This is a genomic window from uncultured Maricaulis sp. (assembly GCF_947259345.1).
Classification (GTDB): Bacteria; Pseudomonadota; Alphaproteobacteria; order Caulobacterales; family Maricaulaceae; genus Maricaulis.
This window is the reverse complement of the sequence record NZ_CAMYLS010000020.1, coordinates 86,322-111,835: the sequence shown is the minus strand read 5'-3', so window position 1 is coordinate 111,835 and position 25,514 is coordinate 86,322. Positions and strand designations below refer to the sequence as shown.

The 25,514-nt window shown below is 62.9% G+C and carries 31 protein-coding genes; 11 read left to right on the top strand and 20 right to left on the bottom strand.

The window, feature by feature from the left end; genetic code table 11:
• Positions 1-15 precede the first annotated feature (15 nt).
• Complete coding sequence (locus tag Q0X62_RS09930) at positions 16-225, bottom strand: SlyX family protein (RefSeq protein ID WP_297734854.1); 210 nt, start codon at positions 223-225, stop codon at positions 16-18.
• Positions 226-330: 105 nt separating this feature from the next.
• Here Q0X62_RS09930 and Q0X62_RS09925 point away from each other — a divergent pair, with 105 nt between their 5' ends.
• On the top strand, positions 331-810 hold the full coding sequence (locus Q0X62_RS09925) for a glutathione peroxidase (RefSeq protein ID WP_297734851.1): 480 nt from the start codon (positions 331-333) through the stop codon (positions 808-810).
• 21 nt (positions 811-831) lie between these two features.
• Here the strand turns inward: Q0X62_RS09925 and Q0X62_RS09920 are convergent, their stop codons facing one another.
• The 3 genes from Q0X62_RS09920 to Q0X62_RS09910 form a co-directional block, all read right to left on the bottom strand.
• The gene (locus tag Q0X62_RS09920; protein ID WP_297734848.1) at positions 832-1,308 is read right to left on the bottom strand and encodes a nuclear transport factor 2 family protein; all 477 of its coding nucleotides are present in this window, start codon (positions 1,306-1,308) and stop codon (positions 832-834) included.
• A complete protein-coding gene (locus tag Q0X62_RS09915) occupies positions 1,305-1,958 on the bottom strand; it encodes a pyridoxamine 5'-phosphate oxidase family protein (protein WP_297734845.1) in 654 nt (217 codons plus the stop codon). Before Q0X62_RS09915 ends, Q0X62_RS09920 begins: the two co-directional genes overlap by 4 nt.
• A 65-nt stretch (positions 1,959-2,023) precedes the next feature.
• Positions 2,024-2,569 carry a carboxymuconolactone decarboxylase family protein gene (locus Q0X62_RS09910; protein ID WP_297734842.1) on the bottom strand — a complete coding sequence of 182 codons (546 nt, stop codon included), beginning with the start codon at positions 2,567-2,569 and terminating at the stop codon, positions 2,024-2,026.
• 125 nt (positions 2,570-2,694) lie between these two features.
• Between Q0X62_RS09910 and Q0X62_RS09905 the strand changes: the two genes are divergently transcribed.
• A complete protein-coding gene (locus Q0X62_RS09905) occupies positions 2,695-3,597 on the top strand; it encodes a LysR family transcriptional regulator (RefSeq protein ID WP_297734839.1) in 903 nt (300 codons plus the stop codon).
• 32 nt (positions 3,598-3,629) lie between these two features.
• Here Q0X62_RS09905 and Q0X62_RS09900 read toward each other — a convergent pair whose 3' ends face one another.
• Positions 3,630-3,896: a hypothetical protein gene (locus tag Q0X62_RS09900; RefSeq protein ID WP_297734836.1), complete on the bottom strand. Its 267-nt coding sequence runs from the start codon at positions 3,894-3,896 to the stop codon at positions 3,630-3,632.
• Positions 3,897-4,023: 127 nt separating this feature from the next.
• On the bottom strand, positions 4,024-4,233 hold the full coding sequence (locus Q0X62_RS09895; RefSeq protein WP_295692202.1) for a cold-shock protein: 210 nt from the start codon (positions 4,231-4,233) through the stop codon (positions 4,024-4,026).
• Positions 4,234-4,487: 254 nt separating this feature from the next.
• Between Q0X62_RS09895 and Q0X62_RS09890 the strand changes: the two genes are divergently transcribed.
• Together Q0X62_RS09890 and Q0X62_RS09885 are read left to right on the top strand one after the other, a co-directional pair.
• Positions 4,488-4,823, top strand: coding sequence for a DUF1778 domain-containing protein (locus Q0X62_RS09890; protein ID WP_297734833.1), 336 nt, complete (start codon positions 4,488-4,490; stop codon positions 4,821-4,823).
• On the top strand, positions 4,811-5,308 hold the full coding sequence (locus Q0X62_RS09885; protein WP_297734830.1) for a GNAT family N-acetyltransferase: 498 nt from the start codon (positions 4,811-4,813) through the stop codon (positions 5,306-5,308). Before Q0X62_RS09890 ends, Q0X62_RS09885 begins: the two co-directional genes overlap by 13 nt.
• 384 nt (positions 5,309-5,692) lie before the next feature.
• Here Q0X62_RS09885 and Q0X62_RS09880 read toward each other — a convergent pair whose 3' ends face one another.
• Both Q0X62_RS09880 and guaA read right to left on the bottom strand, forming a co-directional pair.
• The gene (locus Q0X62_RS09880) at positions 5,693-6,292 is read right to left on the bottom strand and encodes a hypothetical protein (protein WP_297734827.1); all 600 of its coding nucleotides are present in this window, start codon (positions 6,290-6,292) and stop codon (positions 5,693-5,695) included.
• Between the two features lie 3 nt (positions 6,293-6,295).
• Complete coding sequence (gene guaA, locus Q0X62_RS09875; RefSeq protein WP_297734824.1) at positions 6,296-7,855, bottom strand: glutamine-hydrolyzing GMP synthase; 1,560 nt, start codon at positions 7,853-7,855, stop codon at positions 6,296-6,298.
• 227 nt (positions 7,856-8,082) lie between these two features.
• On the opposite strand from guaA, the gene Q0X62_RS09870 reads away from it, so the two are divergent.
• From Q0X62_RS09870 to Q0X62_RS09855, 4 genes are all read left to right on the top strand, one after another.
• Entirely contained in the window at positions 8,083-8,679 is a 597-nt protein-coding gene (locus Q0X62_RS09870) for a YceI family protein (RefSeq protein ID WP_297734822.1), read from the top strand.
• Positions 8,680-8,769: 90 nt separating this feature from the next.
• A complete protein-coding gene (locus Q0X62_RS09865; protein WP_297734819.1) occupies positions 8,770-9,813 on the top strand; it encodes an acyltransferase in 1,044 nt (347 codons plus the stop codon).
• 124 nt (positions 9,814-9,937) lie between these two features.
• Positions 9,938-10,738 carry a sulfotransferase gene (locus tag Q0X62_RS09860; protein WP_297734817.1) on the top strand — a complete coding sequence of 267 codons (801 nt, stop codon included), beginning with the start codon at positions 9,938-9,940 and terminating at the stop codon, positions 10,736-10,738.
• Positions 10,731-11,576 carry a sulfotransferase gene (locus Q0X62_RS09855; RefSeq protein ID WP_297734814.1) on the top strand — a complete coding sequence of 282 codons (846 nt, stop codon included), beginning with the start codon at positions 10,731-10,733 and terminating at the stop codon, positions 11,574-11,576. The genes Q0X62_RS09860 and Q0X62_RS09855 overlap by 8 nt, the downstream gene beginning before the upstream one ends.
• Positions 11,577-11,632: 56 nt before the next feature.
• Here Q0X62_RS09855 and Q0X62_RS09850 read toward each other — a convergent pair whose 3' ends face one another.
• The 6 genes from Q0X62_RS09850 to Q0X62_RS09825 form a co-directional block, all read right to left on the bottom strand.
• On the bottom strand, positions 11,633-12,946 hold the full coding sequence (locus tag Q0X62_RS09850; RefSeq protein WP_297734809.1) for an RsmB/NOP family class I SAM-dependent RNA methyltransferase: 1,314 nt from the start codon (positions 12,944-12,946) through the stop codon (positions 11,633-11,635).
• A gap of 39 nt (positions 12,947-12,985) precedes the next feature.
• Positions 12,986-13,354 carry a DUF3088 domain-containing protein gene (locus tag Q0X62_RS09845; protein ID WP_297734806.1) on the bottom strand — a complete coding sequence of 123 codons (369 nt, stop codon included), beginning with the start codon at positions 13,352-13,354 and terminating at the stop codon, positions 12,986-12,988.
• Entirely contained in the window at positions 13,351-13,767 is a 417-nt protein-coding gene (locus Q0X62_RS09840) for an MAPEG family protein (protein WP_297734804.1), read from the bottom strand. The genes Q0X62_RS09845 and Q0X62_RS09840 overlap by 4 nt, the downstream gene beginning before the upstream one ends.
• Positions 13,768-13,895: 128 nt before the next feature.
• Positions 13,896-15,365: an IMP dehydrogenase gene (gene guaB / locus Q0X62_RS09835; protein WP_297734801.1), complete on the bottom strand. Its 1,470-nt coding sequence runs from the start codon at positions 15,363-15,365 to the stop codon at positions 13,896-13,898.
• A gap of 110 nt (positions 15,366-15,475) precedes the next feature.
• On the bottom strand, positions 15,476-16,528 hold the full coding sequence (locus Q0X62_RS09830) for a pentapeptide repeat-containing protein (RefSeq protein WP_297734798.1): 1,053 nt from the start codon (positions 16,526-16,528) through the stop codon (positions 15,476-15,478).
• 137 nt (positions 16,529-16,665) lie between these two features.
• Complete coding sequence (locus Q0X62_RS09825) at positions 16,666-17,355, bottom strand: DUF4336 domain-containing protein (protein ID WP_297734795.1); 690 nt, start codon at positions 17,353-17,355, stop codon at positions 16,666-16,668.
• Positions 17,356-17,549: 194 nt separating this feature from the next.
• Between Q0X62_RS09825 and Q0X62_RS09820 the strand changes: the two genes are divergently transcribed.
• A complete protein-coding gene (locus tag Q0X62_RS09820) occupies positions 17,550-17,969 on the top strand; it encodes a biopolymer transporter ExbD (protein ID WP_297734793.1) in 420 nt (139 codons plus the stop codon).
• Here Q0X62_RS09820 and Q0X62_RS09815 read toward each other — a convergent pair.
• A complete protein-coding gene (locus Q0X62_RS09815) occupies positions 17,966-18,745 on the bottom strand; it encodes an RlmE family RNA methyltransferase (protein ID WP_297734790.1) in 780 nt (259 codons plus the stop codon). The genes Q0X62_RS09820 and Q0X62_RS09815 overlap by 4 nt on opposite strands.
• Complete coding sequence (locus tag Q0X62_RS09810) at positions 18,742-19,866, bottom strand: Ppx/GppA phosphatase family protein (protein ID WP_297734787.1); 1,125 nt, start codon at positions 19,864-19,866, stop codon at positions 18,742-18,744. The genes Q0X62_RS09815 and Q0X62_RS09810 overlap by 4 nt, the downstream gene beginning before the upstream one ends.
• 222 nt (positions 19,867-20,088) lie before the next feature.
• Between Q0X62_RS09810 and hspQ the strand changes: the two genes are divergently transcribed.
• Complete coding sequence (gene hspQ / locus Q0X62_RS09805) at positions 20,089-20,424, top strand: heat shock protein HspQ (protein WP_297734784.1); 336 nt, start codon at positions 20,089-20,091, stop codon at positions 20,422-20,424.
• A 7-nt stretch (positions 20,425-20,431) separates the two neighbouring features.
• On the opposite strand, the gene Q0X62_RS09800 is transcribed toward hspQ, so the two are convergent.
• The 4 genes from Q0X62_RS09800 to Q0X62_RS09785 form a co-directional block, all read right to left on the bottom strand.
• Entirely contained in the window at positions 20,432-21,982 is a 1,551-nt protein-coding gene (locus Q0X62_RS09800) for a class I adenylate-forming enzyme family protein (RefSeq protein ID WP_297734782.1), read from the bottom strand.
• A 113-nt stretch (positions 21,983-22,095) separates the two neighbouring features.
• Positions 22,096-23,103 (bottom strand): fumarylacetoacetate hydrolase family protein, encoded by a 1,008-nt coding sequence (locus tag Q0X62_RS09795; protein WP_297734778.1) that lies wholly within the window; start codon positions 23,101-23,103, stop codon positions 22,096-22,098.
• A gap of 106 nt (positions 23,104-23,209) precedes the next feature.
• On the bottom strand, positions 23,210-23,839 hold the full coding sequence (locus tag Q0X62_RS09790) for a carbonic anhydrase (protein WP_297734775.1): 630 nt from the start codon (positions 23,837-23,839) through the stop codon (positions 23,210-23,212).
• Positions 23,840-24,028: 189 nt separating this feature from the next.
• Positions 24,029-24,496 (bottom strand): tetratricopeptide repeat protein, encoded by a 468-nt coding sequence (locus Q0X62_RS09785; RefSeq protein WP_297734772.1) that lies wholly within the window; start codon positions 24,494-24,496, stop codon positions 24,029-24,031.
• Between the two features lie 105 nt (positions 24,497-24,601).
• Here Q0X62_RS09785 and Q0X62_RS09780 point away from each other — a divergent pair, with 105 nt between their 5' ends.
• Positions 24,602-25,510: a LysR family transcriptional regulator gene (locus tag Q0X62_RS09780; protein ID WP_297734769.1), complete on the top strand. Its 909-nt coding sequence runs from the start codon at positions 24,602-24,604 to the stop codon at positions 25,508-25,510.
• Positions 25,511-25,514: the final 4 nt, after the last annotated feature.

Sequence of the window (25,514 nt, the reverse complement as noted above, 5' to 3'; positions counted from 1 at the left end):
TGGTGGGCGCTGCCATCAATAATGCGGCGGCTTGGTCACTTCCGGCGCGGGAGCGGCCGCTTCAAGCTCATCGATCTGCGACATCATGCGATTGATGCGGCGGGTCAGGCGGTCGAGTTCCTCGCGCTGGGCGAGGATGACGCCATTGAGGTCCTCCACCGTCGCGTCCTGATGGGCGACATGGATTTCCAGCGCTTCGATGCGGGCCTGCAGCGTGTCGATCATGATGGTCATCCCGGCTCTGGTTCGGCGGCAAATTAGCGTAATCTCCGCGCTTGTCCCGCATCGCAATCACACCACATATGCTGGCAAGAGACAGAGGAGATTTCCATGTGCCGCATTCACGACTTCACGGCCACCGATATCAAGGGTGACGAGGTGTCCCTCTCTGCCTTCAAGGGCCAGGTGATACTGATCGTCAATACCGCCAGCAAATGCGGCTTCACCCCCCAGTATGAAGGTCTGGAGACGCTTCATGAGGATCTGGCCGACAAGGGACTCGCCGTGCTCGGCTTTCCCTGCAACCAGTTCGGCAAACAGGAACCGGGCGATGCGGCAGAAATCGCCAGTTTCTGCTCGCTCACCTATGACGTGAAATTCCCGATGTTCGCAAAAATCCAGGTCAATGGCCCCGAGACCCACCCGCTCTATGAATGGCTGAAGACCGAAGCCAAGGGGCTGATGGGCTCGACCTCGATCAAATGGAATTTCACCAAATTCCTGGTCGATCGCGAGGGCCGGGTGGTCAAGCGCTTCGGGCCCCAGGACACACCGGAGAAGATTCGCGGCGAGATCGAAGCCCTGCTCTAGCCGGCGCGTTTAGCGCCGACCTTACAGGCCCAGATCGCTGAGGCCGGGGTGGTCATCCGGTCGGCGCCCCTGCGGCCAGTGGAATATCCGGTCGATTTCCTTGATCGCCAGATCATTGATGCTGGCGATCCGGCGACGCATCAGACCGTCCGGTGAGAACTCCCAATTCTCATTGCCATGGGCCCGAAACCAGCGGTCTGCCGGGTCGCGCCATTCATAGGCAAAGCGCACGGCGATGCGATTATCCCGGTAGGCCCAGATTTCCTTGATCAGGCGGTAGTCCTGCTCACGCTGCCATTTGGCCGTCAGGAAGGCGACGATCTCGGAACGCCCGGTGAGAAAAGTGTCCCGGTTTCGCCACTGGCTGTCTTCAGTATAGGCCAGCGAGACCCGTTCAGGATCGCGCGAATTCCAGGCGTCCTCGGCCAGACGGACCTTTGTCTCGGCATCCTGCAGCGTGTTGAACGGCGGGAGCGGCGGTCGGTGGAGCGTGGTCATGCCTCGCCCCCGTCCCGCCGTCCATCATCCCCGTCCAGCCCGGATTGGGCGCGCAGGCGAGCATTCTCTGCCTCGAGGCTGATCAGGCGCTCATGCACGCCTCGCATTGTCTCGATAATTTCCGCTTCGGTGTAGCGCGGCGTGATGTGCTGGGGACAATTCCAGTCGAAGGCGACCAGGTGCAGGAGAACAATCCGTTCCGGCCGACCGCGATAATCGGGGTGATGGAGCGTCCGGGCGAGCTCACTCGTCGGCTCGGCCGGCAGGAATTCGACGGTCGCGTAAATCTTGAGCCGGGCACGGTTCACATAGTCCATGAGAATGAGCGCAACGCGCGCCGAGGCCCGCGCATTGCCGACGGAGATGTATTGGCGATTGCCGCGATAGTCGGCGAAGGCCAGCGTTCGATCATCGAGCACTTTGAGAAATCCGGTCGGTCCACCGCGGTGCTGGACATAGGGCCAACCGGTCTCGGACACGGTCGCCACATAGAAGCTGTCGCGCGCCGCAATGAAATCCATCTCGTGGCGGGTGAAACGCTCAAAGGCACGATCACGCTCAAAACGCTTCCAGATGTGGGCACTGCCCATCTCTGCCTGCACCGTCCGTACGCTCGGAGTGATGGCAGTATCGAGATATCCGTAACTCATGGCGACGCTCCTTTCATGGTCTGGCAGACGCGGGCGAACCGGAGATCCGGTCCGCCCGCCACGGATCAAGCTGCGTCCGCCGCCGACACGACCGGGAAGTCGATATCGGTGCGGGCGACATTGTTGAGGAGGTTGGTGAAGACGTTCTCGGCCGCGATCGCGACAATCTCCACGATCTGGCCGTCGGAATAGCCGGCTTCCCGCAGCGTCTTGATGTCTGCGTCCGCAACCTGGCCCCGCTCACGCACGACTTTCGCGGCAAAACCGACAGCCGCATCGGCCTTGGCATCGCCGGACTGGCCGCGACGATTGCGAGCAACCTCTTCCGGGGTCAGCTTGGCGAGATTGAGCCCGAGATAGGTGTGGGCCGAGAGGCAGTAGTCACAGCCATTGATCTGGGCGACGGCCAGAGCAATGCGCTCACGGGTTTTCACGTCCAGCGCCCGCGACAGGGCGCCATTATTGCCGGCGAAGCCTTCCAGGGCCGCCGGGCTGGACGCCACCAGACGGAACATGTTCGGCACGACGCCAAGCTGCTTGTGAACAGCGTCGAGGATGGGCTTGGAGGCAGCGGGGACGGCGTCGAGGTCCGGAATAGGCAGACGGGACATTGATTTCTCCTTCGGTGTCATGGCGATCCATCGGGGATCGCGTTCTGCCGGGGAGAAATAGACATTCCATCAGATTTGATAATAACCTATATTCGGGAACTTCTATTCCGAAAAATGGAACAATCATGGATCGCCTGAAAGCCATGTCGATCATCGTACACGTGGTCGAGCACGGGAGCTTTTCCGCGGCCAGCCGGGCGCTTGGCATCCCGCTGGCCACAGTCAGCCGCCAGGTCACGGAACTGGAAGCCCATCTGGGCACACGCCTGCTAACCCGGACGACGCGCAAACTCGCCCTCACCGATGCCGGCGAAGCCTATATCAGTGCGGCGCGCCGAATTCTTGACGAAATTGATGAAGCGGAGCGCGTGGCCGCCGGTGAATTCCACACGCCACGCGGCGAGCTCAATATCACAGCGCCGATCGCCTTCGGTCGCTTGCTAGTCCTGCCGGTCGTCCGCGACTTTCTGGCCGCCTACCCGCAGATCAATATTCGCCTCGCCCTGTCGGACCGGAATCTTCATCTGATGGAGGAGCATATCGACATGGCGGTACGTATCGGACCGCTACCGGACAGCGCGATGATCGCGACCCGGGTCGGATCCGTCCGGACCATTGTGGTCGCGAGCCCGGCCCTGCTGGCCGCTTGCGGGTCGCCCGTGACGCCCGGTGATCTCGAACACATGCCCGGCGTACATTTCGACATCCTGTCACCCGGCGGACGCTGGAGCCTTGTCGATGTCGACGGAAAGCCGGTGGACGCGACGCCGCGTGCGCGGTTGACGGTCTCGACCGCAGATACCGCCGTGTCAGCGGCACGCGACGGTGTCGGGGTCACGCGTGTCCTGAGCTATCAATGTGCCGATGCCGTGCGCGACGGATCCTTGCGGGTCCTGCTCGAAGCACATGAACCGGCTCCCCTGCCCGTGCATCTCATGCATGCCGGTGGCGGCGCCTTGCCCAGCAAGATGCGCGTTTTTCTCGACTTTGCGCAGACCCGACTCCGCGAGCGATTGGCCGCGCTGTAAGCGTGGCGCTGGCGCCGTCTTGCGCTGCAGCCCTAGGACTGGTTGGCGAATTTCGGGGGTCTGGCGCGGCGCTTTTTCGGCGCGGCGGGTTCGGCCTCGGCAGCGGCCTTGGCCTGCATGGCGAGGCGCGCCTTGCGCAGGGTCTGCACTTTCGTCAGCCGCAGATCGGCCTCTTCCTGCAGGAGTTCAAGCACGGAATTCTGGGCAGCCGTGGGCTTGGCCGGTGCAATCTCCTGCTCCGGATCCAGCTTGGGATCGGGCTTCAGACGCAGCTGGTCACCATTGAACAAAGTCGCCATCGGATTGGCCTCCTTCTGCAGTTTTCGTGTCGGGTCGTTCAGAAACAAAAAGGCCGGGCGATTGCCCGGCCTCTCTGTGCGTCACCCATACGTCCGTTTACGGGACGTCAGGCAAGCCGGAAGCCGCTTACGCGACTTCCAGGTTTTCAGCAGCATTCTTGCCAGAACGCTTGTCCTGGACGACTTCGAAGTTCAGCTTCTGACCTTCGGTGATCGTGGTCAGGCCGGAACGTTCGACAGCCGAGATGTGGACGAAGACGTCCGTAGAGCCGTCTTCCGGCTGAATGAAACCAAAACCTTTGGTGGTGTTGAAAAATTTAACGATACCAGTAGCCATGACGATGTCCTTTCAATCAGGCACGTTGTTTTGGGCCCAACCGACCGCGTGTCAGCTGATGCCCGGAGTGTCGAAATTTGAAAGGGAAGAGCGTCGGGGGGGCAAAACTCGCCCCCAGAAGATTCGGCAATCAAGATCGAGTGAGCGTTATATGGGCGATGATTGTGGTTTTAGCAAGGCAAATCGTTTCGGGTCGCACGTAAGGGCTCCGGTGACGTATTGACATCGTGTATACGTTCGCCCAGTTTCCTCCCATGACCAAGGATCGTCAATATCCGGCCAAGGCCGCGTCCGCCTCGCCGCTCAACATTGCCGATCAGGCCAACACCGCCAAGGGCAGCATCAATCTTCGCATTGACGGGCAGAGCCGGGCGCTGATCGACGAGGCCGCCGCCTCGCTGGGCAAATCGCGCACCGAGTTCATGATTGACACCGCCCGCAGTCGCGCCATCGATATCCTGCTCGACCGCAGGCTCTTCCAGCTCGGCCCGGATGCCTTCAACGCTTTCGCGGACGCGCTTGAGACGCCGGCCGATCCCGGCGAGAAACTGACCGCCCTGATGCTACGCCGGCCGGCATGGAAGGCCTGAGCGCGCCGCAAGCGATCAACGCGGCGCACGACCTGGCCGCGTTCGACTGCGGCGAACCCGCCCTTGATGACTGGCTCAAACACCGCGCCTTGAAGAATGAGAGCCGCTTTTCACGGACCTGTGTCGTGTGCGAGGGCAACACGGTCGTCGCCTATGTCAGCCTGTCCGCCGGATCCGTCGAGCGGGCTGCGGTGCCCGGAAAGCTCCGCCGCAATGCGCCGGACGCAATCCCGGTCGCGATCATCACGCGGCTGGCCGTCAGCCGCAGCCATGCCGGCCAAGGTCTCGGCCAGGACCTCTTCGCCGACGCCCTGCGCCGCATCGCCATCGCCTCCCGCACCATCGGCATCGCCGCCGTGCTGATTCACGCCAAGAACGAGGCGGCGAAACGCTTTTATATGCGGTGCGCCGAGTTTCTGGCCTGGCCAGCGGATGGTCGGGTGTTGTTTTTGCCGGTGGAGGTTGTGGTGAAGGTGCTGGGTTGAGGGAAGCGCCCCCGTCACCCACCATCACGAACACCATTTTTGCCGGAAGCGAATCAGCGCTATCCGGGACCTACGGGAGACTCAGCGCTTCAAGGCGGGTTCGGTCGGTCCCGGGTCTTCGCCCGGGAAAAATGGATGATTTAAATGCGAGGCTGGTATTGGCGTGGAGAGTGGGCGCCGGGCGCACGGCCAGCCATACATCCCTCGCCGAGAGAAAGCCGTATCCGGTTCTTGAGCTCAAGGGTTTCAACCGCGAAGCGGCGCTGCGCGCCCTTGACCTCAAGAACCGGATACGGCCCGCTGGCTGACAAGGGAGGTATGGGGAGAGGTATGACCTAACAACGCGGCAAACCGACAACAGCTAGACGATAGAAGCGATCACTTCTAGAGGCGCCTTAAACGCGCGCCATCGCGGTCCATCCGCTCGGCACGCTGCGAGACGTCAACCACAGCACACCTAACCGGGAAGTACCTACAGATCGTCCCGAGAATGACGCAGACGCCATGCTCAGGATCAATAAGCTTAAACACATGCCCGACAGATTCTTCAATGATCGCAAAATCACCAATGATTGCTCCTGGGACAACTGGTCCAGCTGAGCAATTGAGCAAAAAATCATCCAACCGTTCGTCAAAATGCTCGAACGCATTTCGCAATTGACGATCTTTCAATGGATTAGTAGCCGAAACTTCGAAGGCATCCCGCAACTTGATTGCTCGAGACTGAGTGTATTTATCGCGCCTCGTTGGCCAAAAATACCTAGACACTGACGATGCGTGCGACAGCGCTTCTTGCAAATGCGCCATCGCAACATTCGGGTCGTCAACATTTTCGAGCGCTGCGTCCAAAGCATCGAACGACATGCGTGCTCGGTTGGCCGAATACAGCAAGCTGCTGATGTAGAAAGCCTCATACTGGGGGACGATCCCGTCGTATTGTTGTACGATCAGATCTGCACGCCGCTTTTTCTCCTCCGAGTCCATCCCCTACTCCCACTCAATCGTCCCCGGCGGCTTGCTGGTCACGTCATAGACGACCCGGTTCACGCCGCGGACCTCGTTGATGATCCGCGTCGCCACGCGACCGAGGAAGTCGTGGTCATAGGGGTAGTAATCGGCGGTCATGCCGTCGACCGAGGTCACGGCGCGCAGGGCGAGAACGGCGTCATAGGTGCGCTCATCGCCCATCACACCCACAGTGTTCACCGGTAGCAGGACCGAGAAAGCCTGCCAGATCTCGTCATAGAGACCGGCCTTCTTGATCTCCTCGATATAGATCGCATCCGCCTTGCGCAGGATGTCGGCCTTTTCTTTTGAGACGGCGCCCGGGATGCGGATGGCGAGTCCCGGTCCCGGGAAGGGATGGCGTCCGACAAAGGCTTCCGGCAGACCGAGCTCGCGGCCCAGGGCGCGAACCTCATCCTTGAACAGCTCGCGCAGCGGCTCGACCAGCTTCATCTTCATGCGCGCCGGCAGACCGCCGACATTATGGTGCGACTTGATGGTAACCGACGGCCCGCCATCAAAGCTGACGCTCTCGATCACATCGGGATAGAGCGTGCCCTGGGCGAGGAAATCGGCACCGCCGGCCTCGGTGGCCTTCTCGTCGAAGACATCGATGAAAAGGCTGCCGATGATCTTGCGCTTCTTCTCCGGGTCATCAACGCCTTCGAGGGCGCTGAGGAAAAGATCCTCGGCCTCGGCATGGACGAGCGGGATATTGTAGTGCTCGCGGAACAGGGTCACGACCTCGTCGGCCTCGCCCTGGCGCATCAGGCCGGTATCGACGAAAACACAGATCAGCTGGTCGCCGATGGCCTCGTGCAGCAGGACAGCCGCCACCGAACTGTCGACACCGCCGGACAGACCACACAGGACGCGCTTGTCGCCAACCTGTTCGCGGATCTTGGCGATCGCCTCATCCTTGAAATTGGCCATGGACCAGTCGCCAGTGAGGCCGGCGATCTGGTGGGTGAAATTGTGCAGGAGAGCGGCACCGCGCGGCGTGTGCACGACTTCCGGGTGGAATTGCACGCCGTAGAATCGACGATCCTCATCGGCGATGGCCGCGAAAGGAGCATGACCCGAGGTCGCGATCACCTTGAAGCCCTCAGGCAGCGCGGCGACGCGATCGCCATGGCTCATCCAGACGCGTTCTTCGTGACCGATCGGGCCAAAGCCGGCAAAGAGCGGGCTGTCCTCGATCAGGGTGATGTCCGCACGCCCGAATTCGCGCTCTTCCGAAGCTTCGACCCGGCCGCCCAGCTGAGCGCACATGGTCTGCTCGCCATAACAAATCCCCAGAACCGGGATGCCGCGCGTGAAGACCGACGCATCGGCACGCGGGGAATTGTCCCAATGGGTGGAATGCGGCGAGCCCGACAGGATGATCGCCTTGGGATCATAGGCATCGATGAAGGCCGCATCAGCGCGGTTGTAAGGATGGATCTCGCAGAAGACGCCGCTTTCGCGCACGCGGCGGGCAATGAGCTGGGTCACCTGGCTGCCGAAATCGATGATGAGGAGTTTGTCGTGTTGATCAATCATGGGCGTTCGCACCCGCGCGCGCGGGTGTCCCGAAGGTCAAAATGTGGGGAGATGGCAGAAACATCTGTCAGCATGCGGCCCGATAGCGCGAGTCAGCGCGCTTGACCAGCCCTTGCCTGCCCCGGGGCCTGCGCTTTGCGCCGGAATGCCCGATTTTGGACCGCCAGACCTTGAACCGGCTCGCTCGGGGGCGCAGGTATGGGGCCGTCACCGCCAAGGAGTTCCCCATGCGCCTGATCCTCACCGCCAGCCTGATGGCCCTTCTGACTTTCGCGGCGGCTTGCTCGCAGCCGGCAGCCAGCGGTGACTGGCGTCTCGATGGCGAACGGTCGCGTCTGTCCTTTGTGTCGATCAAGTCCGGCGAAATCGCCGAAGCACACAGCTTTTCCGGCTTGAGCGGCGCGGTTGCCCCCGACGGTCAGGCCGAACTGGTGATCGATCTGGCAACAGTGGAAACCGGGATCGATATCCGCAATGAGCGCATGCGCGAACACCTCTTCGAGATTGGCAGTTTCGCCGAGGCGCGGGTCACGACGGCGCTCGACCTCGCGGCCCTCGCCGATCTGGAAACCGGGGAGCGCCGAAGCCTGGAAATCGAAGCCACCGTGTCCCTGCACGGCCAGTCGATCGATATCATCGCGCCAGTCATCGTGACCGATATTGACGGGCGCCATGTCCTGGTGGAAAGCGCGGCTCCGGTCCTGCTGCATATCGGGGATTTCGGCCTCACGGACGGCCTCGCGACATTGCAGGAACTGGCCGGCCTGCCCTCAATCGCACCGGTCTCGCCGGTCAGCTTCTCGCTGCTCTTCACCCGGGGCTGATCATCGGGACTGGCGGCTGGCAGCGCAGTAGGCCAACTTGCGTGCCGGTACCGGGTCGCGTGATGATCGCGGACGCTGCCCGGAGATTCGATGCTCACTGCCCGCCCTCGCGCTGAAATTGTCGAGCTGCAATACCTACGCGCCATTGCCGTGCTGATGGTCGTGGTCGGCCATCTGCACCAGGCCGGCGGTCGCTTGACCGGCGCTGACATTCTCGGGCCGGTCGGATATCTTGGCTTTGCTGGCGTGGACGTCTTCTTCGTCATATCCGGCTTTATCATTCACACGCTCTACAGGTCGGCCTCAAGGCCCACCGCAAGCTACGCGCTCAAGCGTTTGAACCGGATTTATCCGCTCTACTGGATATTCACCGGCCTCGCCCTGCTGGGATATCTGGCGATGGGTGACAATCTGAGCCGCGATATCACCCGGCTCGACTGGCTGACCACGATCACGCTCTGGCCGACATCCCAGCCGCCGCTTCTGCTGGTCGGCTGGACGCTGATCCACGAACTCTATTTCTATCTTGTCTACGGATTGTTGCTGTTTCTGCCCGGACGATGGCGCTGGTTCGCCATCGCGGCCTGGCTCGGCCTGACCCTGCTCGCCCTGACGAGTTGGCTCGAGACGAGCGCTCCCTGGTCCCGACTGGCCCTGAGCCCGTTCAACCTGCTTTTCATCGCCGGGCTTGGCCTCGCCGAGCTTCGTCCGCACCTTGCCCGTACCCGCTGGGTGGCGCTCGGCACGCTATTGGTCGGCAGTGCCATCGCGATCCTTTGGACCCAAGCCAATGGGCTGGAGGGAATGGCGAATATTGGCCACCGGGTCTTTGCCTTCCTGACCATGGCCATCGCGCTGGTGTGGACCTTGCTGGCCTGGCAACCGCGATGGCACCGCTTCCTCGCCGATTTAGGCGACTGGTCCTATGCGATTTACCTGGGCCATCTGCTCGCTATCGGATTTCTGGCACGCGCCATAGCGCACATCATGGGGACCGGCCTGATCAGCACTGTAACGCTCTATCTGGGTGGTCTGGCCGCTAGCCTTCTGCTGGGCTGGCTTACCCATCGCCTGATTGAGACACCGCTCCTCGGGTACGGCAAGCGCCTGATTGCCAGTCTCAAGCGCGGATAATTGAGGAAACTGAACAGCAACTTACAGTCTCCTAAATTTTCCGCAACCTATTGATTTATTGTAACTTCTGAATCATTACAGAGCCTGATACCTCGTTGAGCATTCAGTGTGCCCGAGGTTTTCAATGCAGCACCCGGTCGGCCAGTCACCCATTTTCATCGGCGGCGCTCCACGCTCCGGGACCACGCTGGTGCGGGCCATGGTCAATGCCAGCCGCAATATCGTTTGCGGTCCGGAAATGCGGGTCATCCCTGCCCTCTGTCACCTCGCGGAACAGATCGACCAGAACCAGGCCGGGGTCCTGCACTGCGGATACGGCGTCGACCGGACAGCCGTGCACAATCAGTTCGCCCGCGCGATCGATACCCTGCTCGCACCACTGCATGCGCGCACCGGAGCCCGGGTCGCCGAGAAAACACCGGCCAATATCCTGCATTTCGCCCGACTGCGTCAGATCTTCCCGGACAGCCCGCTGATCGGCGTCGTCCGCGACGGGCGCGACGTGGTCGCCTCGCTTCTGTCCATGGACTGGACGGACAGCGCGACCGGCCGGCCCATGACCATCACCCGCGATGCCGCCGCTGCTGCGCGTCTGTGGAGCGCCAGCATCGCGGCCGGCCGTCGCATGCAAAACGATCGGAATTATTTCGAGATTCGCTATGAGGCACTCGTCACCGACCCGGCCAACGCAATCGGGCCGCTCTTCGACGCACTCGGAGAAAACGAGGATTCCAAGGCGCGAGCTCTCGACCATGCCCGCGATTTCGACGCGAGCGCCGGAACTGGTGAGTCGAGCGCCGAGCGGGTCTCCACACCGATCGACCGCAGCGCCATTGGGCGGTGGCGCGACCGGTTGAACGCGTCACAGCTTAATATCGTCATGGGCATTGCCGGGGGGCAATTGCGCGAGCTCGGCTATGCCTGAAACTGATAGTACGGACCGGCGCCAGGATGGCACCGGCCTCGTTTTCGCCGGGGGCTGTCCGCGCTCCGGCCTGACCCTGTTGCGTCGTCTCATTGAACCGCACCGCCGGGTCCATTGCGGCCCGGATACCGGTCTACCGCCTTCCATTGCCATGCAATGGCAGAATTTCGCCCGTGAGCTGGGACCGCTGCACGCTCGTGATTTCGATGTCGGTGCGGAAGACATGCGCCGCACCATGGCAGAGCTCCTGACCGGCATGATCGGCGCGCCGCTTGAAACACCAGGAGTTGATACTCTGGTCGAGAAAACCACGCTCAATGTCGCCGCCTTCGATCTGTTGGGACGGCTCCTGCCACAGGCGCGCTTCATCCATGTCGTGCGCGATGGCCGCGATGTCGCGAACTCCCTGCTCGCCCGCGACTGGCGTGACCCGCAAGGTCATCCCTTCCCCCATGTCAGCGATCCGCGGGCGGCCCTGAAATACTGGACCGATCTGACCGGTATCGGGCTCGCCGCTGAACGCAACCTCGCCGGTCGCATCATCCGTATCCGCTATGAGGATCTCGCCACCCGGCCCAAGGCAACCATCACCGAATTGATGCGCTTTCTCGGCCTGAAATTCGAACCGGCCCAGCTGCACTACGCCACGCGCCGGATCGAGCTGCACGGGCTGGAGCGGGACAGCCTCCCGCTGATCAACCAGCCCCTGACCCGGCGACGGGTCGGCGCGGGTGCAGGGCTGGACGGTATTGTGAATGCGCAGACGCGGCAAAGACTGGCCGAGTTGGGGTATGGCACCCGCAATACAAAGCCGAAGCGCCGACGTTTGCGGGCCTAGCGATCGGGCGGTGAAAATCGTGCCGATTGGCACGGCATTTCAGAACAAGCTGGCGACTACCCCACCCGCTCCATCACACAGATGTAGAACCCGTCTGTATCCGTACGGCCCGGTGAGAGCTGGAGGGCGCCATGCTCGGTGAGGCAGGACTCGAGCAGGTCTTCTGCGCCCTCGGCCAGCCCGCCACTGGCCTTGAGGACATCAAGCACCGGGACGGGTTTGAACGCCTCAGTTGTGTCGAGGAAGGCATTGACCCGGTCGCCGTTTTCCTCGGGCAGAACCGAGCAGGTAATGTAGACGAGACGGCCGCCCGGCTTCACATAGCGATGGCCGCGCTCCAGCACGATGTCCTGCTCCTTGATGCGGCGTTCCAGAGCGGCGGGCTTCAAGCGCCACTTGGCGTCGGGACGGCGGCGCCAGGTGCCGGTTCCGGTGCAGGGCGCGTCGCAGAAAACGACATCCATCTTCTCAATAAAATCGCCCAAGGCCTTGTCTTCATTATCATCATGGACCTGGACATTGCGCACATCCGCACGCTTGAGACGCGGCCAGATGGCACGCAAACGGCGCCAGTCGATATCCCAGGCATGGACCTGCCCGGTATTGTGCAGGAGGGCTGACAGGGCCAGCGTCTTGCCGCCGGCACCGGCGCAATAATCCAGTATTTGCTGGCCTGAACGGGCGCCGGAAGCGAGCGCCGCCAGCTGAGACCCGATATCCTGGACCTCGACCCAGCCCTTGCCATAGGCCGGAATGCTTTCGGCGGCGGCGGCCTTGCCGCGCGGGTCGCGCTGCGGAATGCGAATACCCGAGCGAACCAAGGGGCTATTTTCGGCCGCTTTCAGTTTTGACGATACCTCTTTGAAAGCACGGTCAAAATCGACTTTCACTTCATTCACGCGCAGATCCACCGGTGCCCGGGATGAGAGCCTGGAACCCTCTTCCGCAGCCGCCTCGCCAAAGGCCCGGATCAGGCTCTCCTCGAGCCATTCGGGCACGTCGCCGCGAATGTGCAGCGGCGCGTCGGAAATGTCCCTCGCCAGGCCTTCACGCTCGGCATCGGTGAGTTTTTCCGGGGCATGATCATCGCCGTCAAACATGGCGTCGATGGCATCCGCGTCGACACCCCAGACCCGTCCGACCGTCCCGATCGCCAGGGCCCGGGGCGAGTCCGCCGCCATGGCAAAAGCAATCGAGGACTGGTGGCGCAGCGCGTCCAGCACCAGGCCGCCAATCCAGGCGCGATCGCCGGAACCGGCAAAGCGGTTGGCCTTGCCCCAGTCGCGCACGGCATCCTTCACCGGTCGGTGCTGGGTCTGGAGCGTGTCGAGAATCTCGATGGCTGCGGCAATGCGTGCGCCGTCTCTCATGTCGGATATCCGTCTTGCAAGGGCGCACTCGGGCGCGAATTATTTCGGCTGGGCGCCGGTATAGCACGCCGCCAACTGGCGGCAGATGGTCTTGGGGTTGGTATAGATACGGCGTCCATTGACGACCGCTTCCGGCTCGATATGGGCGACCGTGTCTGCGGCCAGGATCAGGGTCGGGGCATTCTGGTTCTCCGCGTCGAGCAGAGCCACGATTTCCGCCCGCGGACGCGCGTAATCGATGCGCACCAGGGTGATGGCATCAACCCAATGCGGATTGACCGTCAGCGCGCCTTCCATCGTGCAGCAATCCGCGCACAGCCAGGATCCGCCATCGGCATCGTCCCAGGCGCCGGTGAGCAGGAAGAGGATGTCCCGGCCGGTCTCGATTTCAGGCTGGTCCTGCATCATCGCGTCACAATCCCGATGGCCAGAGTGATCCAGAAGGCGAGCAGGACGAAGACGCCGCCCGCAAAGGAATAGAAACGCCAGCGCAGATGATTGCTGGTCGTGTGGATGATGGCATGGACGACACGCAACCCGGCCCAGACCCAGGCCAGAGTGAGCAGAACCGGTCCGCTTATGCCCAGGATGATCGCCAGGATGACACCGACGAAGAACAAGGTCGGCGTTTCCATCTGGTTCTGGAAGGCATTGGAAACCTGCTGGACCTTGCGCGGCCAGGCGCGCTGGCCCAGCACGATATCCGCCGGCTTGACCTTGCCAGCGGCGACAGAGCCGGTCCGCATCAGCGCATTGGCGAAGAGAAGGACAAAGGTCAGGGCGACCTGCAGCAGGAGCGGATAGATCAGAGCGTCAGACACTGGGATTCTCCTCGAGAACATGGATGGGAACGGGGTAGCCACCCCGCCCTCACCCGGCAATCTCCGCTCCGGCATGGGCTCCATGCGAACATGGCGACTTGCCAACCGGGCCCGTCCGGCCCGTCCGATCAGCTCGTGGTCGGATAGTTGGGCGCTTCGCGTGTGATCTTGACGTCGTGGACATGGCTTTCACGCAGGCCGGCATTGGTGATGCGCACGAATTGCGCGCGCTGGTGCAGGTCCGCAATCGTCTTCGAACCGGTATAGCCCATGGCGGCCCGCAGCCCGCCGACCATCTGGTGCAGGATCGGCCCGACCGGGCCCTTGTAGGGCACCTGACCTTCAATGCCTTCAGGAACCAGCTTCATGCGCTCGGTATCCTTCTGGAAATAGCGGTCGGCCGAACCCGCCGCCATGGCGCCCAGCGAGCCCATGCCGCGATAGGATTTGTAGGAGCGGCCCTGATAGAGGAAGACCTCGCCCGGCGCCTCTTCGGTTCCCGCCAGGAGCGAGCCGACCATGACGCAGTCGGCGCCGGCGGCGATGGCCTTGGCCAGGTCACCGGAGAATTTGATCCCGCCATCGGCGATGATACAGGCGTCAGAGCCTTCCGCCGCACGGCGAGCATCCATGATGGCCGTCAGCTGCGGCACACCGACACCGGCGACGATGCGCGTGGTGCAGATCGAACCCGGCCCGATCCCCACCTTGATGCAATCAGCCCCGGCATCGATCAGCGCGCGCGCACCGTCATAAGTGGCGACATTCCCCGCCACGACGCGGGCGGCACTGGACGCCTTCTTCACGCGGGTGACCTGATCCAGCACGGACTGGCTCTGGCCATGGGCCGTGTCGATCACGACCACATCGACACCGGCATCGATCAGCGCCTCGGCGCGCTCGAAACCGCTATCCCCAACTGTGGTCGCAGCCGCGCAGCGAAGGCGGCCTTGGGAGTCCTTGGCCGCCATCGGGAAGGCCTGGGCCTTTTCCATGTCCTTGACAGTGATCAGGCCGATGCAGCGATCGGCGTCATCAACGACCAGCAGACGTTCGATGCGGTGTTTGTGCAGCTTGGCGCGGGCCTCGTCCTGGGACGCGCCTTCCTTCACCGTGACCACATCGCGGGTCATCAGATTGCCGACCTTCTCATTCGGATCGTCGGCAAAACGGACATCGCGATTGGTGATGATACCGACCAGCTTGCCCGGACGGGCATTGGTCGCGCCTTCCACCACCGGAATGCCGGAGATGCGGTGCTGGGCGATCAGGGCGCGCAGGTCGGCCAGGGTCGCGTCCGGCGAGATCGTCACCGGATTGACCACCATGCCGCTCTCATAACGCTTCACGCGGCGCACTTCCTCGGCTTGCTCGGCGATGGTGAGATTGCGATGGATGACGGCAAGGCCGCCAGCCTGGGCCATGGCGATCGCCATGCCGCTCTCGGACACCGTATCCATGGCTGCCGCGAGCATGGGAATCTTCAGCGAAACATCGCTGGCCACGCGCGTGGAAACGTTTGCATCGGCGGGAAGAACTTCGGACGGGCCCGGTTGCAAGAGCACATCATCGAAGGTGAGACCTTCACGAATCTCCATGGGAGACTCCTCATTGCTGCTTGCGGCGCGGCAATAGAACGGATTCGATCATGTGGCAAGGGAGGTCTGCGGGCGGTCGCTGATTTGTCGCATCCGGAGGCCGAGGCCACTTACGCAGCCCGCCGCGCCACACGCAAATCGACATGCGCCAGATTGGTGCCTTCGAAACGGACCTGGTACTGGCGACCAGCGCGTCCCTCAAGGCCGCGCAAGTCACTGCCATTGAAATTCGCCCGCGCGATACGGCATTCCCGCAGTGAACTGCCGCGCATATCAGCATGGCTGAAATTCGCCTCACGCAGGTCCGACCCGTCCAGGACCGCCCCCACGAGCGAAGTGCCGGAAAAGTCGCAGCCGATGGCCCGGCAACGCCGCAGAACCGCCCCGTCCAGCCGAGCCCCCTTGAGGGCGTCGCCAAGCACCCGAAGGTCTGCGCCTTCGAGGCAGGCTTTCTCGCCTGACTCGCCGCCGCTTTCCAGCCAGGCAGAATGCGCCGAAAGGCTGTCGAGCCAGGCGGCGCGACAGGCCCTGTCTTCTGCTGTTGGCGGTCCGACCGCCTTTTGCAAGGCATCGGCGCGGATCTGGCAATTGTCGAAATTCACGTCGACGATGACCGCATCATCGAAGCAGGCGCCCATCAGATTGGCGCCGGACAGGTCCGCGCCCTCCAGGATCGCGCCACCAAAATCCGCCCCCTGCAGCCGAGCACCATTGAGACGCGCGCCGCGCAGGGAACAATCGCGAAAATCGACGGCACGAGCTTCCTGAATGGAGGATGCAGACTTGCCGGCCGTGCGATCCCGCCAACGGTCTTTATCATCAACCTCGATAAGGCTTGCGCGACGAAAATCGGCCTCGTCCATCGTCGCCGACTGCAACAGCGCGCCGTCGAGCCGAACGCCCCGCATGTCAGCGCGGCTCAGGTCGCAGCCACGAAAGTCCACACGCGCGAGATTGGATCCGTAAAAGGATGCGAGACGGAAATTGGTCAGCGCAAACCGGGCATTCTCCAGATCGCAGCCGAGAAACTGGACCGATTCCAGATTGCGCTTTTGCAGCACGATGCCGCGCAGCTTGGCGAAGCGGAAAATGGCCCGGCAACCGCCGGCGCGGCCGCTGACCAGTACTTCATGGGAATCAATGATGTCCTGATATCTGTCCATCCCGCCCGACATGTCTTGATCCGCTGTCATCCGGCCAGACATGTCGTGAAAACGCCTAAGGAAAACTTCGCATTTCGCCGGACCTCATGAATATCTTATGAGCCAGCCATACCGTGCCCGGACCTGTTCCACCCCGGCTAGCGCAACCAGGCAAAAACCCGCGCCAGGAACGCCCGCGCGTCGTCTACCACCGGCTCACCATGGGCAAAGAGCACGGTCTGAACAGGCCAGGCCAGGATACGGTCGATGGCGTGGCGCGCAGCACGCCGGTCGCGAAAGGCGAGGCGAAACTTGCGCGGGACGGCCGGCTCGTCGCCGGTCATGAGGTCCCAGCGGGCAATCCAGCGCCGCCAACCAGAATACCAGTTATCCGGAAGGTGCTGGATCAGATCGGTGAAAATCGCAGTACCACTGGCCCGGTGGAAGAAAACGACTTCGGTCGTGATCGCATTGCCACGCACCACGACCTGATCAATCTGCTCGGCCCAGGCCACATCCGCTTCATCGTCCAGTTCGGCGTGAAGGGTCAGGTCGGGGCGCCTGGCAGCCAGGCCGGGCGCAACGTGCAAGCGCGCAGCGGGAAAGGCCGACTGCCAGTCCGACAGGGACAGGTCATGCAGGCTGTTCGGTGCCACGATGTGTGCGACCAGTCCGAGGGCGTCAATCTCGCGCTTCAAGGCCTCGTCAAGAGAGACTGGCGACCACACCCAGAGCCGATCATCGCGGAGACGAATGACGACCATCCGGGTGGGATAGTGGAAGCCGGCGACCGCTGTGACCACCGGGCCGGACGCAGTCCAGATGCCGTCTGACAGTCTTCGCAGCATCGGATTGTCCGGGCGGTTGTCCATGCGTTCACGCTAGGCACCGGGCGATGTCCGGGCAAGCAGACGCCTGCAGATCGCCCCATTGCGGCCCGCAAATCACCTTCCCGCCTCCCCTGTCTCGCCCCACGCAAGGCCTGCACTGATCGGGCGCCGGGTGAGGCCGGCGCATCACAACGGCCAATGGGGAGGCCCACATGCGCAAGCGTAATCGCAAACGCGATGATCAGGCCGAGGTCAATATGACCCCGATGCTGGATATCGTCTTCATCCTGCTGATCTTCTTCATCGTCACCGCCACCTTCCTATCGGAAGAGGGTGTCGATCTGCGTCCACCGCCGGAGTGTACCGGCCCGGACTGTGGCGAAGGCCCACCGCCGATCGTCGTACAGGTCGATGATGACGACAAGGTCTTCGTCAATGGCGATCGGACCGATGTCGAGCGCGTGCTCGCCGCCATCAACCGCCATCGCGCCGAACAGCCGGAAAGCGCCGTCCTGCTCGAAGTCCATGACGAGAGCAGCCACGGTATCGTGGTGCGGATCTGGGATGATATGGGCGCCAATGGCGTGCCGGTTTCGATCCAGCGGACGGACGGGGATGGCGGAGATGGCTAGCCTTTGAAACCCATCGCCACAACAAAGGTCTCGGCGCTTTCCGAGCGGCTGGCGTCCGGCTTGAAATGGCGCACCTTCTCGAAATTGGTCTTCAGGAGATTGAGCAGCCCGTCATCGGATCCGCCCTGGAAAACCTTGGCGATGAAGAAACCGCCGGGCTTGAGCGTCTCGACCGCGAAATGCGCCGCCATCTCGGCCAGGGCGACGATGCGCAAATGGTCGGTGCTCTTGTGGCCGGTGGTCCAGGGCGCGAGATCGGAGATGACCGCATCAGCGCTTCCGCCCATCTCGGCCTTCACCAGCGCGGGCGCATCATCCTCGGTGAAATCCTTTTGCAGCAGGGTCGCCCCGGCGATGGCCTCGATCTCCAGCAGGTCGATACCGACCACTTCGGAGGCGCCGGCTTTCAGCGCCACCTGAACCCAGCCGCCCGGCGCCGAGCCGAGATCGACTACGCGCATGCCGGGCTTGAGCAGTTTGAAACGCTCGTCCAGCTGCAGCAGCTTGTAGGCCGCGCGCGAACGATAGCCCTCCATCTGGGCCTTCTTCACATAGGGATCATTGAGCTGACGCTGCAGCCAACGCGTCGACGACGTTTTGCGACCGCGCGCCGTCTTGACCCGCTCGAACATCTGCTTGGCCGCCCGGGCATCCCCGCCCTTCTTGACCGGTCCGCCCTGGCGTCGCCGACGCTTGTCGCTACTGCCCCAGCCGGGAAGGTTTTCGCCTTCACCCTTGCCGTCATCGTCCGGTGTCTGATCGTCGTCGTCGCTCATTCGCCCGATCCTGTCGCTGCTGATGCGGCGTCCGCGCCGGGCTTGCGACGCCGGCGCCTGCGCTTCTTGGACTTTCGCATGAGATTGAGCAACATGCCTTCGCGCAAACCGCGATCACCGACCCGCAGTCTTTCCGCCGGCCAGAGCTCGGCGACCGCTTCGTAAATGGCGCAGCCCGCCAGGACCAGCTCGGCCCGGTCGGCGCCGATCGTCGGCTCCTGGGACCGGCCGTGAATATCCAGTTCGCGCAGGTGTTTACAGGCCTCCAGGGCCTCATCGCCGCTCATCCACAACCCATCGACCTTGGAGCGGTCATAGCGTGGCAGACGCAGATGCACACCGGCGATCGAGGTCACCGTGCCCGACGTGCCGACGAGATGCGCGCGGCCCTCATCAAAGATCGGCCGCATCGCCCGGGCGCCGCGTGGCGACTTCATCAGATCGCGCGCATAGGTCTTCATCTCGTCATACCAGTCGGCCCGGTCCTCGCGCTCCGGAAAGCGTTCCGACAGCGTGACCACGCCGACCGGGGTCGAGGTCCAGGACTTCATCGGCGGCCGCCCGCCACTGGCCCGGCCACCCCGGCGGCGCCATTCGGCCAGATCGACCCAGGACAGCTCGGTGGAGCCGCCACCGATATCGATGACCAGCGCAGCGTCTTTCTCTTCATCGAGCAGGTCGACACAGCCATGCACGGCCAGGCGCGCCTCTTCCTCGGCGGAGATCAAATCAAAGGTGAGACCGGTCTCGCGTTCCACCCGCTCGAGGAATTCCGCGCCATTATCGGCCATGCGGCAGGCCTGGGTGGCGATGGAGCGATGCTTGACCACATTATGGCGGCGGATCTTGTCGGCGCAGATTTTCAGGGCTTCGACCGCCCGGTCCATGGCGCCCTGCGACAGGGCGCCGGAGCCGGTAATCCCCTCGCCCAGCCGCACAACGCGCGAAAAGGCATCAACCACATGAAAGCTGCTGCCGGACCGCTGGGCCAGCAACATGCGACAATTATTCGTTCCCAGATCGATTGCGCCGTACACGGGAGAGGGTGCGCGTTTGCGCCCTTTCCGCTTGCGTGCGGCGGCATCATTGCCCGGTGCGGACCGGGCGGATGGCTCCGCCATGATATACCTTTCGCCGATCCGCGCGCCACTTGCGGGTTCGCAGGGCGCGGCTCGAATCGGGCTGAACTCATTGTTGGTTTCAGGATACAAGGAAGTATCCGACCTGCAAGGATGCGTGACGTCTGGCAGCTGAGACCGTAGCTTATTGCTCGAAACACCCTAGATAGGGGTCTGCAGCGCGAGGATGGTCCGCGCCGTCAAGTTTGTGTCAGAGTGTTGAGCATGATCGTTCGCAACGCCAAATTCGGTCTCGGCGATGTGGTGCGCCACCGTCTCTTCCCCTTTCGCGGGGTCGTGGTCGACGTCGATCCGGAATTTGCCAATACCGAGGAATGGTATGAGTCCATTCCCGAGAATGTCCGCCCCTCCAAGGACCAGCCCTTCTACCATTTGCTGGCCGAGAATGATGACAGCTATTACGGTGCCTACGTCTCCGAGGGCAATCTCCTGCCCGACGCCGAGAACGGCCCGGTCGAGCATCCCCAGATCGCCGAGGCGTTCGAGGGTTTTGACGGCACGCGCTACCAGCTCAAGATGACGCCGGACCAGGCGCACTAGGGTCCGTTCAGGCCCGCGCCCAGCTGTCCTGCAATTCCCGTTTCAACACCTTGCCAATGGCGCTGCGCGGCAGCTCGTCCATCAGGCCCACCGCACTGATCCGCTGCATCTTGCCCAATCGCGCATTGGCGAAGGTCTTGAGCGTTTCGGGCGTCACTGAACTGCCCGCCACCGGCACGACGCAGGCGACCGGCGTCTCGCCCCAATCCGCCGACGGCACACCGATCACGGCGACGTCTGCAACGGCCTCATGCTCGCGCAGGACCGCCTCGAGATCGGCGGGGTAGATGTTCATGCCGCCGGAAATGATCATGTCCTTGGCGCGGCCGACGATGGTGAAGAAGCCGTCGCTATCGCGTGAGGCGAGATCGCCGGTGCGGATAAAGCGCTCGCCGTCGGGGCTGCACCATTCCGCCTCGCGGGTCTTTTCCGGCTGACCGTGATAGCCGGTCATCATGGCGCCCGACCGTCCCACGACCTCGCCAATCTCGCCGGGTGCACATTCCTTGCCCTGCCCGTCTATGACACGAAGGTCGTGACCCGGCATGGCCTTGCCGACCGTGTGCAGCTTGTCGCGATGCTCGTGCGCCACGAGGACACAGGTGCCGCCGCCCTCTGTCATCCCGTAATACTCCACCAGCCCGCCGGGCCAGCGCTTGAGGACTTCGGCTTTCAGCTCGGCCGAGAAGGGCGCCGAGGTGCAGAATTTCAGGCGGTAGGATGAGAGGTCGTACTGGTCGAAGTCGGGCTCGGCAAGAATGCGCTGATACTGCACCGGGACCAGCATGGAATGGGTCGCCCGGTGCGCCTGCGCCAGTTCGAGAAAGCCGTGCGCGCTGAATTTCGGCATCAGGACCAGCGTGCCACCACCGGCCAGGGTCGGCAGGACGCTGACCAGCGTGGTGTTGGAATAGAGCGGGGTCGAGCAAAGCGTGACCGCGTCCGGGCCAAAACCGACCGGATCGGTGAGATGATTGTGCGGCCAGCGCATGGCATGCGACTGGACGATTCCCTTGGGCGTGCCGGTCGTGCCCGAGGAATAGATGATGTTGAAGGCCATGTCCGGCGTGATGGCGACCGGCTTCGGGCGCTCGGGCGCATCAGCCAGCCAGTCATCCAGCGGCATTCCGGCCGCGTCGGCCTCAAGTGCCAAGGGAATTGCCGCGAGTTCATCCAGCGCTACGCCCAAATGACGGGACACCGCTGCATCGAGGGCGACATGGCTGGCGCCGCAATCAGCGATCATCGCGGCCAGCTGTGCCGGTGTCGCGGAGGGCGAGAGCGGCGCAATCGCCGCCCCGGTCCGCAATGTGCCCAGAAAAACGCAGAGATATTCGACGCAACTGGCCGCACAGATCGCGACCACACCGCCCGGACGCACACCATCCGCCTGCAGGCGCGCAGCGATCCGGTTGGCCCGCGCATCAAAGCCGGCATAGTCCAGGCGCGCGTCACCGCAGCGCAGCGCATCCTGCTCCGGACGGGCCTGCGCCTGCATGGCGACGAAGTCGGAGAAAGTCCCGAAGGATTCCCGGGCATAGGCCTGGATGGTGGACATGATCGATTCCCCGACACAATCAGAGGCGAGGTATGCCACCTCGCCTCTCTTTGATTGCTCAGAAGTCTATTGATCGACGAGGCGGTATGGAAGTCGCCCGATCAGCGCGTAGGTCAGGCCTTGACCACTTCCTGCTCGATCGCGCCGAAGATGGATTTACCGTCCCTGTCCTTCATCTCGATCCGGACCGTGTCGCCATATTGCATGAAGGGCGTGGTCGGCTTGCCGTCTTTTATGGTCTCGATCATGCGGATCTCGGCGATGCAGGAATAGCCGACCCCGCCTTCGCTGATCGGCTTGCCCGGTCCATCATCAAGCTTGTTGGAGACCGTGCCGGAGCCGACAATCGTGCCAGCGGTGACCGGACGGGTCTTGGCCAGATGGGCGACCAGCTGGCCGAAATCGAAAGTCATGTCGATACCGCACTCGGCCTTGCCGAACAGCTCGCCATTATACTTCACCAGCAGCGGCAGGTGCAGCTTCTTGCCGTCCCACGCGTCGCCAAGCTCATCCGGGGTGACAGCAACCGGTGAAAAGGCACTCGGCGGCTTGGATTGGAAGAAACCGAATCCCTTGGCCAGCTCGCCCGGGATCAACCCGCGCAAGGACACATCATTGACCAGCATGACGAGGCGGATGGATTTGGCCGCGTCCTCGACCGAACACCCGGCGGGCGCGTCGCCGGTGATGACGGCGACCTCGCCCTCCATGTCACAGCCCCAGGCCGTATCGCCCAGCGGGATATCGGCACGCGGCGCCAGGAAGGCGTCAGAGCCGCCCTGATACATCAGCGGATCGGTCCAGAAGGTTTCCGGCATTTCCGCATTGCGGGCCTTGCGGACCAGTTCGACGTGATTGACGTAGGCCGAGCCATCCGCCCACTGGAAAGCGCGCGGCAACGGTGATAGCGCGTCACGCTCGTGGAAGCGCTCGCGCGGGATGGTTTCACGCTCGAGCTCATCGGAGAGCGAGCGCAGCTCGGGCTCGCATCGCTCCCAGTCGTCCAGAGCCGCCTGCAAGGTCGGGGCAACCTGATGGGCATCGGCGCACCAGGCCAGATCACGGGAGACGACGACCAGGCGGCCATCGCGGCTGTCCGATTTGAGCGTTGCGAGTTTCATCCTGTTATTCCCTGTTTGTGGAGTGGATCCGGCCTGTTTCGACCGGTTTTGGGAAGCGGTGCTTGCCGGCACCGAGATCGGTCGCCGGCAAGGTCAGTCATCGAATCTAGACCGGTGTGAAGGCGCCGTCTTCCCCCATCCATTCCAGCACGCCGTCATGGATCGAGAAGCGAGCGCCGTGCAATTGCAGACCTCGCTCTTCAATCGCGTGCTCGACAAAGGGGAATTGGTGCAGGCGGTCAACGGAATGGCGGATCGAATTGAGCTCGAGCGCGTCACACAGGGTCTCGTTATCCCCGTCTGCATGCGTGGCATGAACTTCAGCGCGCGCCGGTTCGAGCGGTTCCAGCCAGGGACCAAGATATTTGAACGAGAGTGTGTCCAGGCCCGCCACGCTGGCCGCGACGCCACCGCACTGACCGTGTCCCATGACAACGATATGGTCGACGCCGAGTGCACTGACGGCAAATTCGATCGCGGCGGAAACGCCATGGCGGCCGCCATCATCATCCATCGGCGGGACGAGATTTGCGACATTGCGGACGACAAAGAGATCACCGGGCCGGGCATTGAACACCACCGCCGGGTCCACGCGGCTGTCCGAACACGCAATAATCAGCGTATGCGGGCTTTGCCCCTTGGCCAGCTCCTCGTAGTGCGCGCGCTGGGTTTTGTAGGCATCGCGGCAGAAGGCGCGATAGCCGTCGAGTAAGGGCTTGGGTGGTTGGGTCGTCATGGCCTTCCCCTGCGTCAGGCCGGCGCGCGCCGGTCGGTCACATCCATCCCGTCCTTCTAGTTGCAATCGAAACCATTTAGAAGCCTGCGCCCGCAGCCGGTGCGGGCTGAGCAGCGGGCATGAAAAAACGGCCGGGGCGGAACACGCCCCGGCCGCTAGTCTGTGCAGCGACTTACCAGTCTGGGAGGATCAGCTTGCCGTTGTGCACGTCACCATGGCGATATTGGCCTCGACTTCGTCCTCGCCGGACGAAGCGGCGTTGGCGGCCTGGAAGTCGGCCAGGGCCGCCTCCTGATTGCCGGCCAGCCAGTGGGCCACACCGCGATTATTGAGTGCGCGCCACGCCGTGTCGCGCAATTCCAGGGCCGAATCGCAAGCGGCAATCGCCGCCTCGACGTCACCCGTTGCCGCATAACCGGCGCACAGATTCGACCAGGCCGCCGTGCGGTTGCGCGCCGACAGGCCGGTATCGACGAGACCTTCGCCGATATGGACAACATTGTGCCACTCACCACGTTCAACCGCCGTGTACTGGGCCCGCACAGCACCATTGGCGGTCCGGTGTCCGACCAGACTCGGATCGGTCTCGCAGGATTGGGCGAACGACATGGGTGAGACGGCAGCCGCCAGGGCCGCCGCAAAAAACATAGAGCGCATGATCACTCCCTCCGTCATGAACAATGCGGTGAACAATGTTTATATTTAGAACGAAGTTCTGTGAATGGAATTGACGATATCAGGATCATCGGAATACATATTCGTATGGATGACTGGTCTGATTATCTCGTCTGCCTCGCAGTATCCGAGGCTGGCAGCCTGACCGCCGCGGCCCATGAGCTCGGCGTCAGCCAACCCACGGTCACACGACGCCTGCAGGCGTTGGAGACCCGTTTCGGCGAACCGCTGTTCGAGCGCGAGCAGGGGCAGACACGCCTCACTCCGCTGGGCCAGAAGGTCACCGCCCACGCCGCCCGCATGCGCGACGAGGCCTCGGCCATTGAACGCGCTGCCATGGCCCAGGACCAGTCGCTGGCCGGGCTGGTTGTGGTCTCCGCGTCTGAAGGACTGGGTGCCGACTGGCTGCCACGCGCCCTCGGCTCCTTCCAGGTCGCCAATCCGGGCATCGGGATCGACATCACGATCAAGAACAACTCGGCCAATCTCGCCGATCGCGAAGCCGATATCGCCTTGCGCTGGAATGGCCCGGGAACACAGCAGAGTCTGGTCGGGCGCCGCGGCGCCACGGTTGGCGCCGGCCTCTATGCCTCGCGCAACTATCTGGACGCACACGGCCGCCCCGAGAGTGTGGAAGACCTCGCCGATCATGCCGGCGTTGGCTGGTCGATCGGCGATTATTTCGGCTGGCCAGCGACCGAGTCCGGAGCGCCGGTCCTGCCGCGTCATGTCTCTTTCAAGTCGAACAGCCCGGCCAGTCATGTCAAAGGCCTGGAGGCCGGGTTCGGTGTCGGCGTGACCTCGCACCGCCTCGCCCGCAGCAGTGAGGTTCTGGAGCGCATCCTGCCCGATTTCGAGAGCTCGCTGGATTTGTGGGTGGTCGCCCACGAGACCGTGCGAAAAAGCGCGCGGGTCCGCGCCGCCTATGACCATATCATCGCGCAGATGAAGGCCGACGCGGCCTATTTCAGCCGCGGCGAGCCGTCCATCCTCTAGTCGC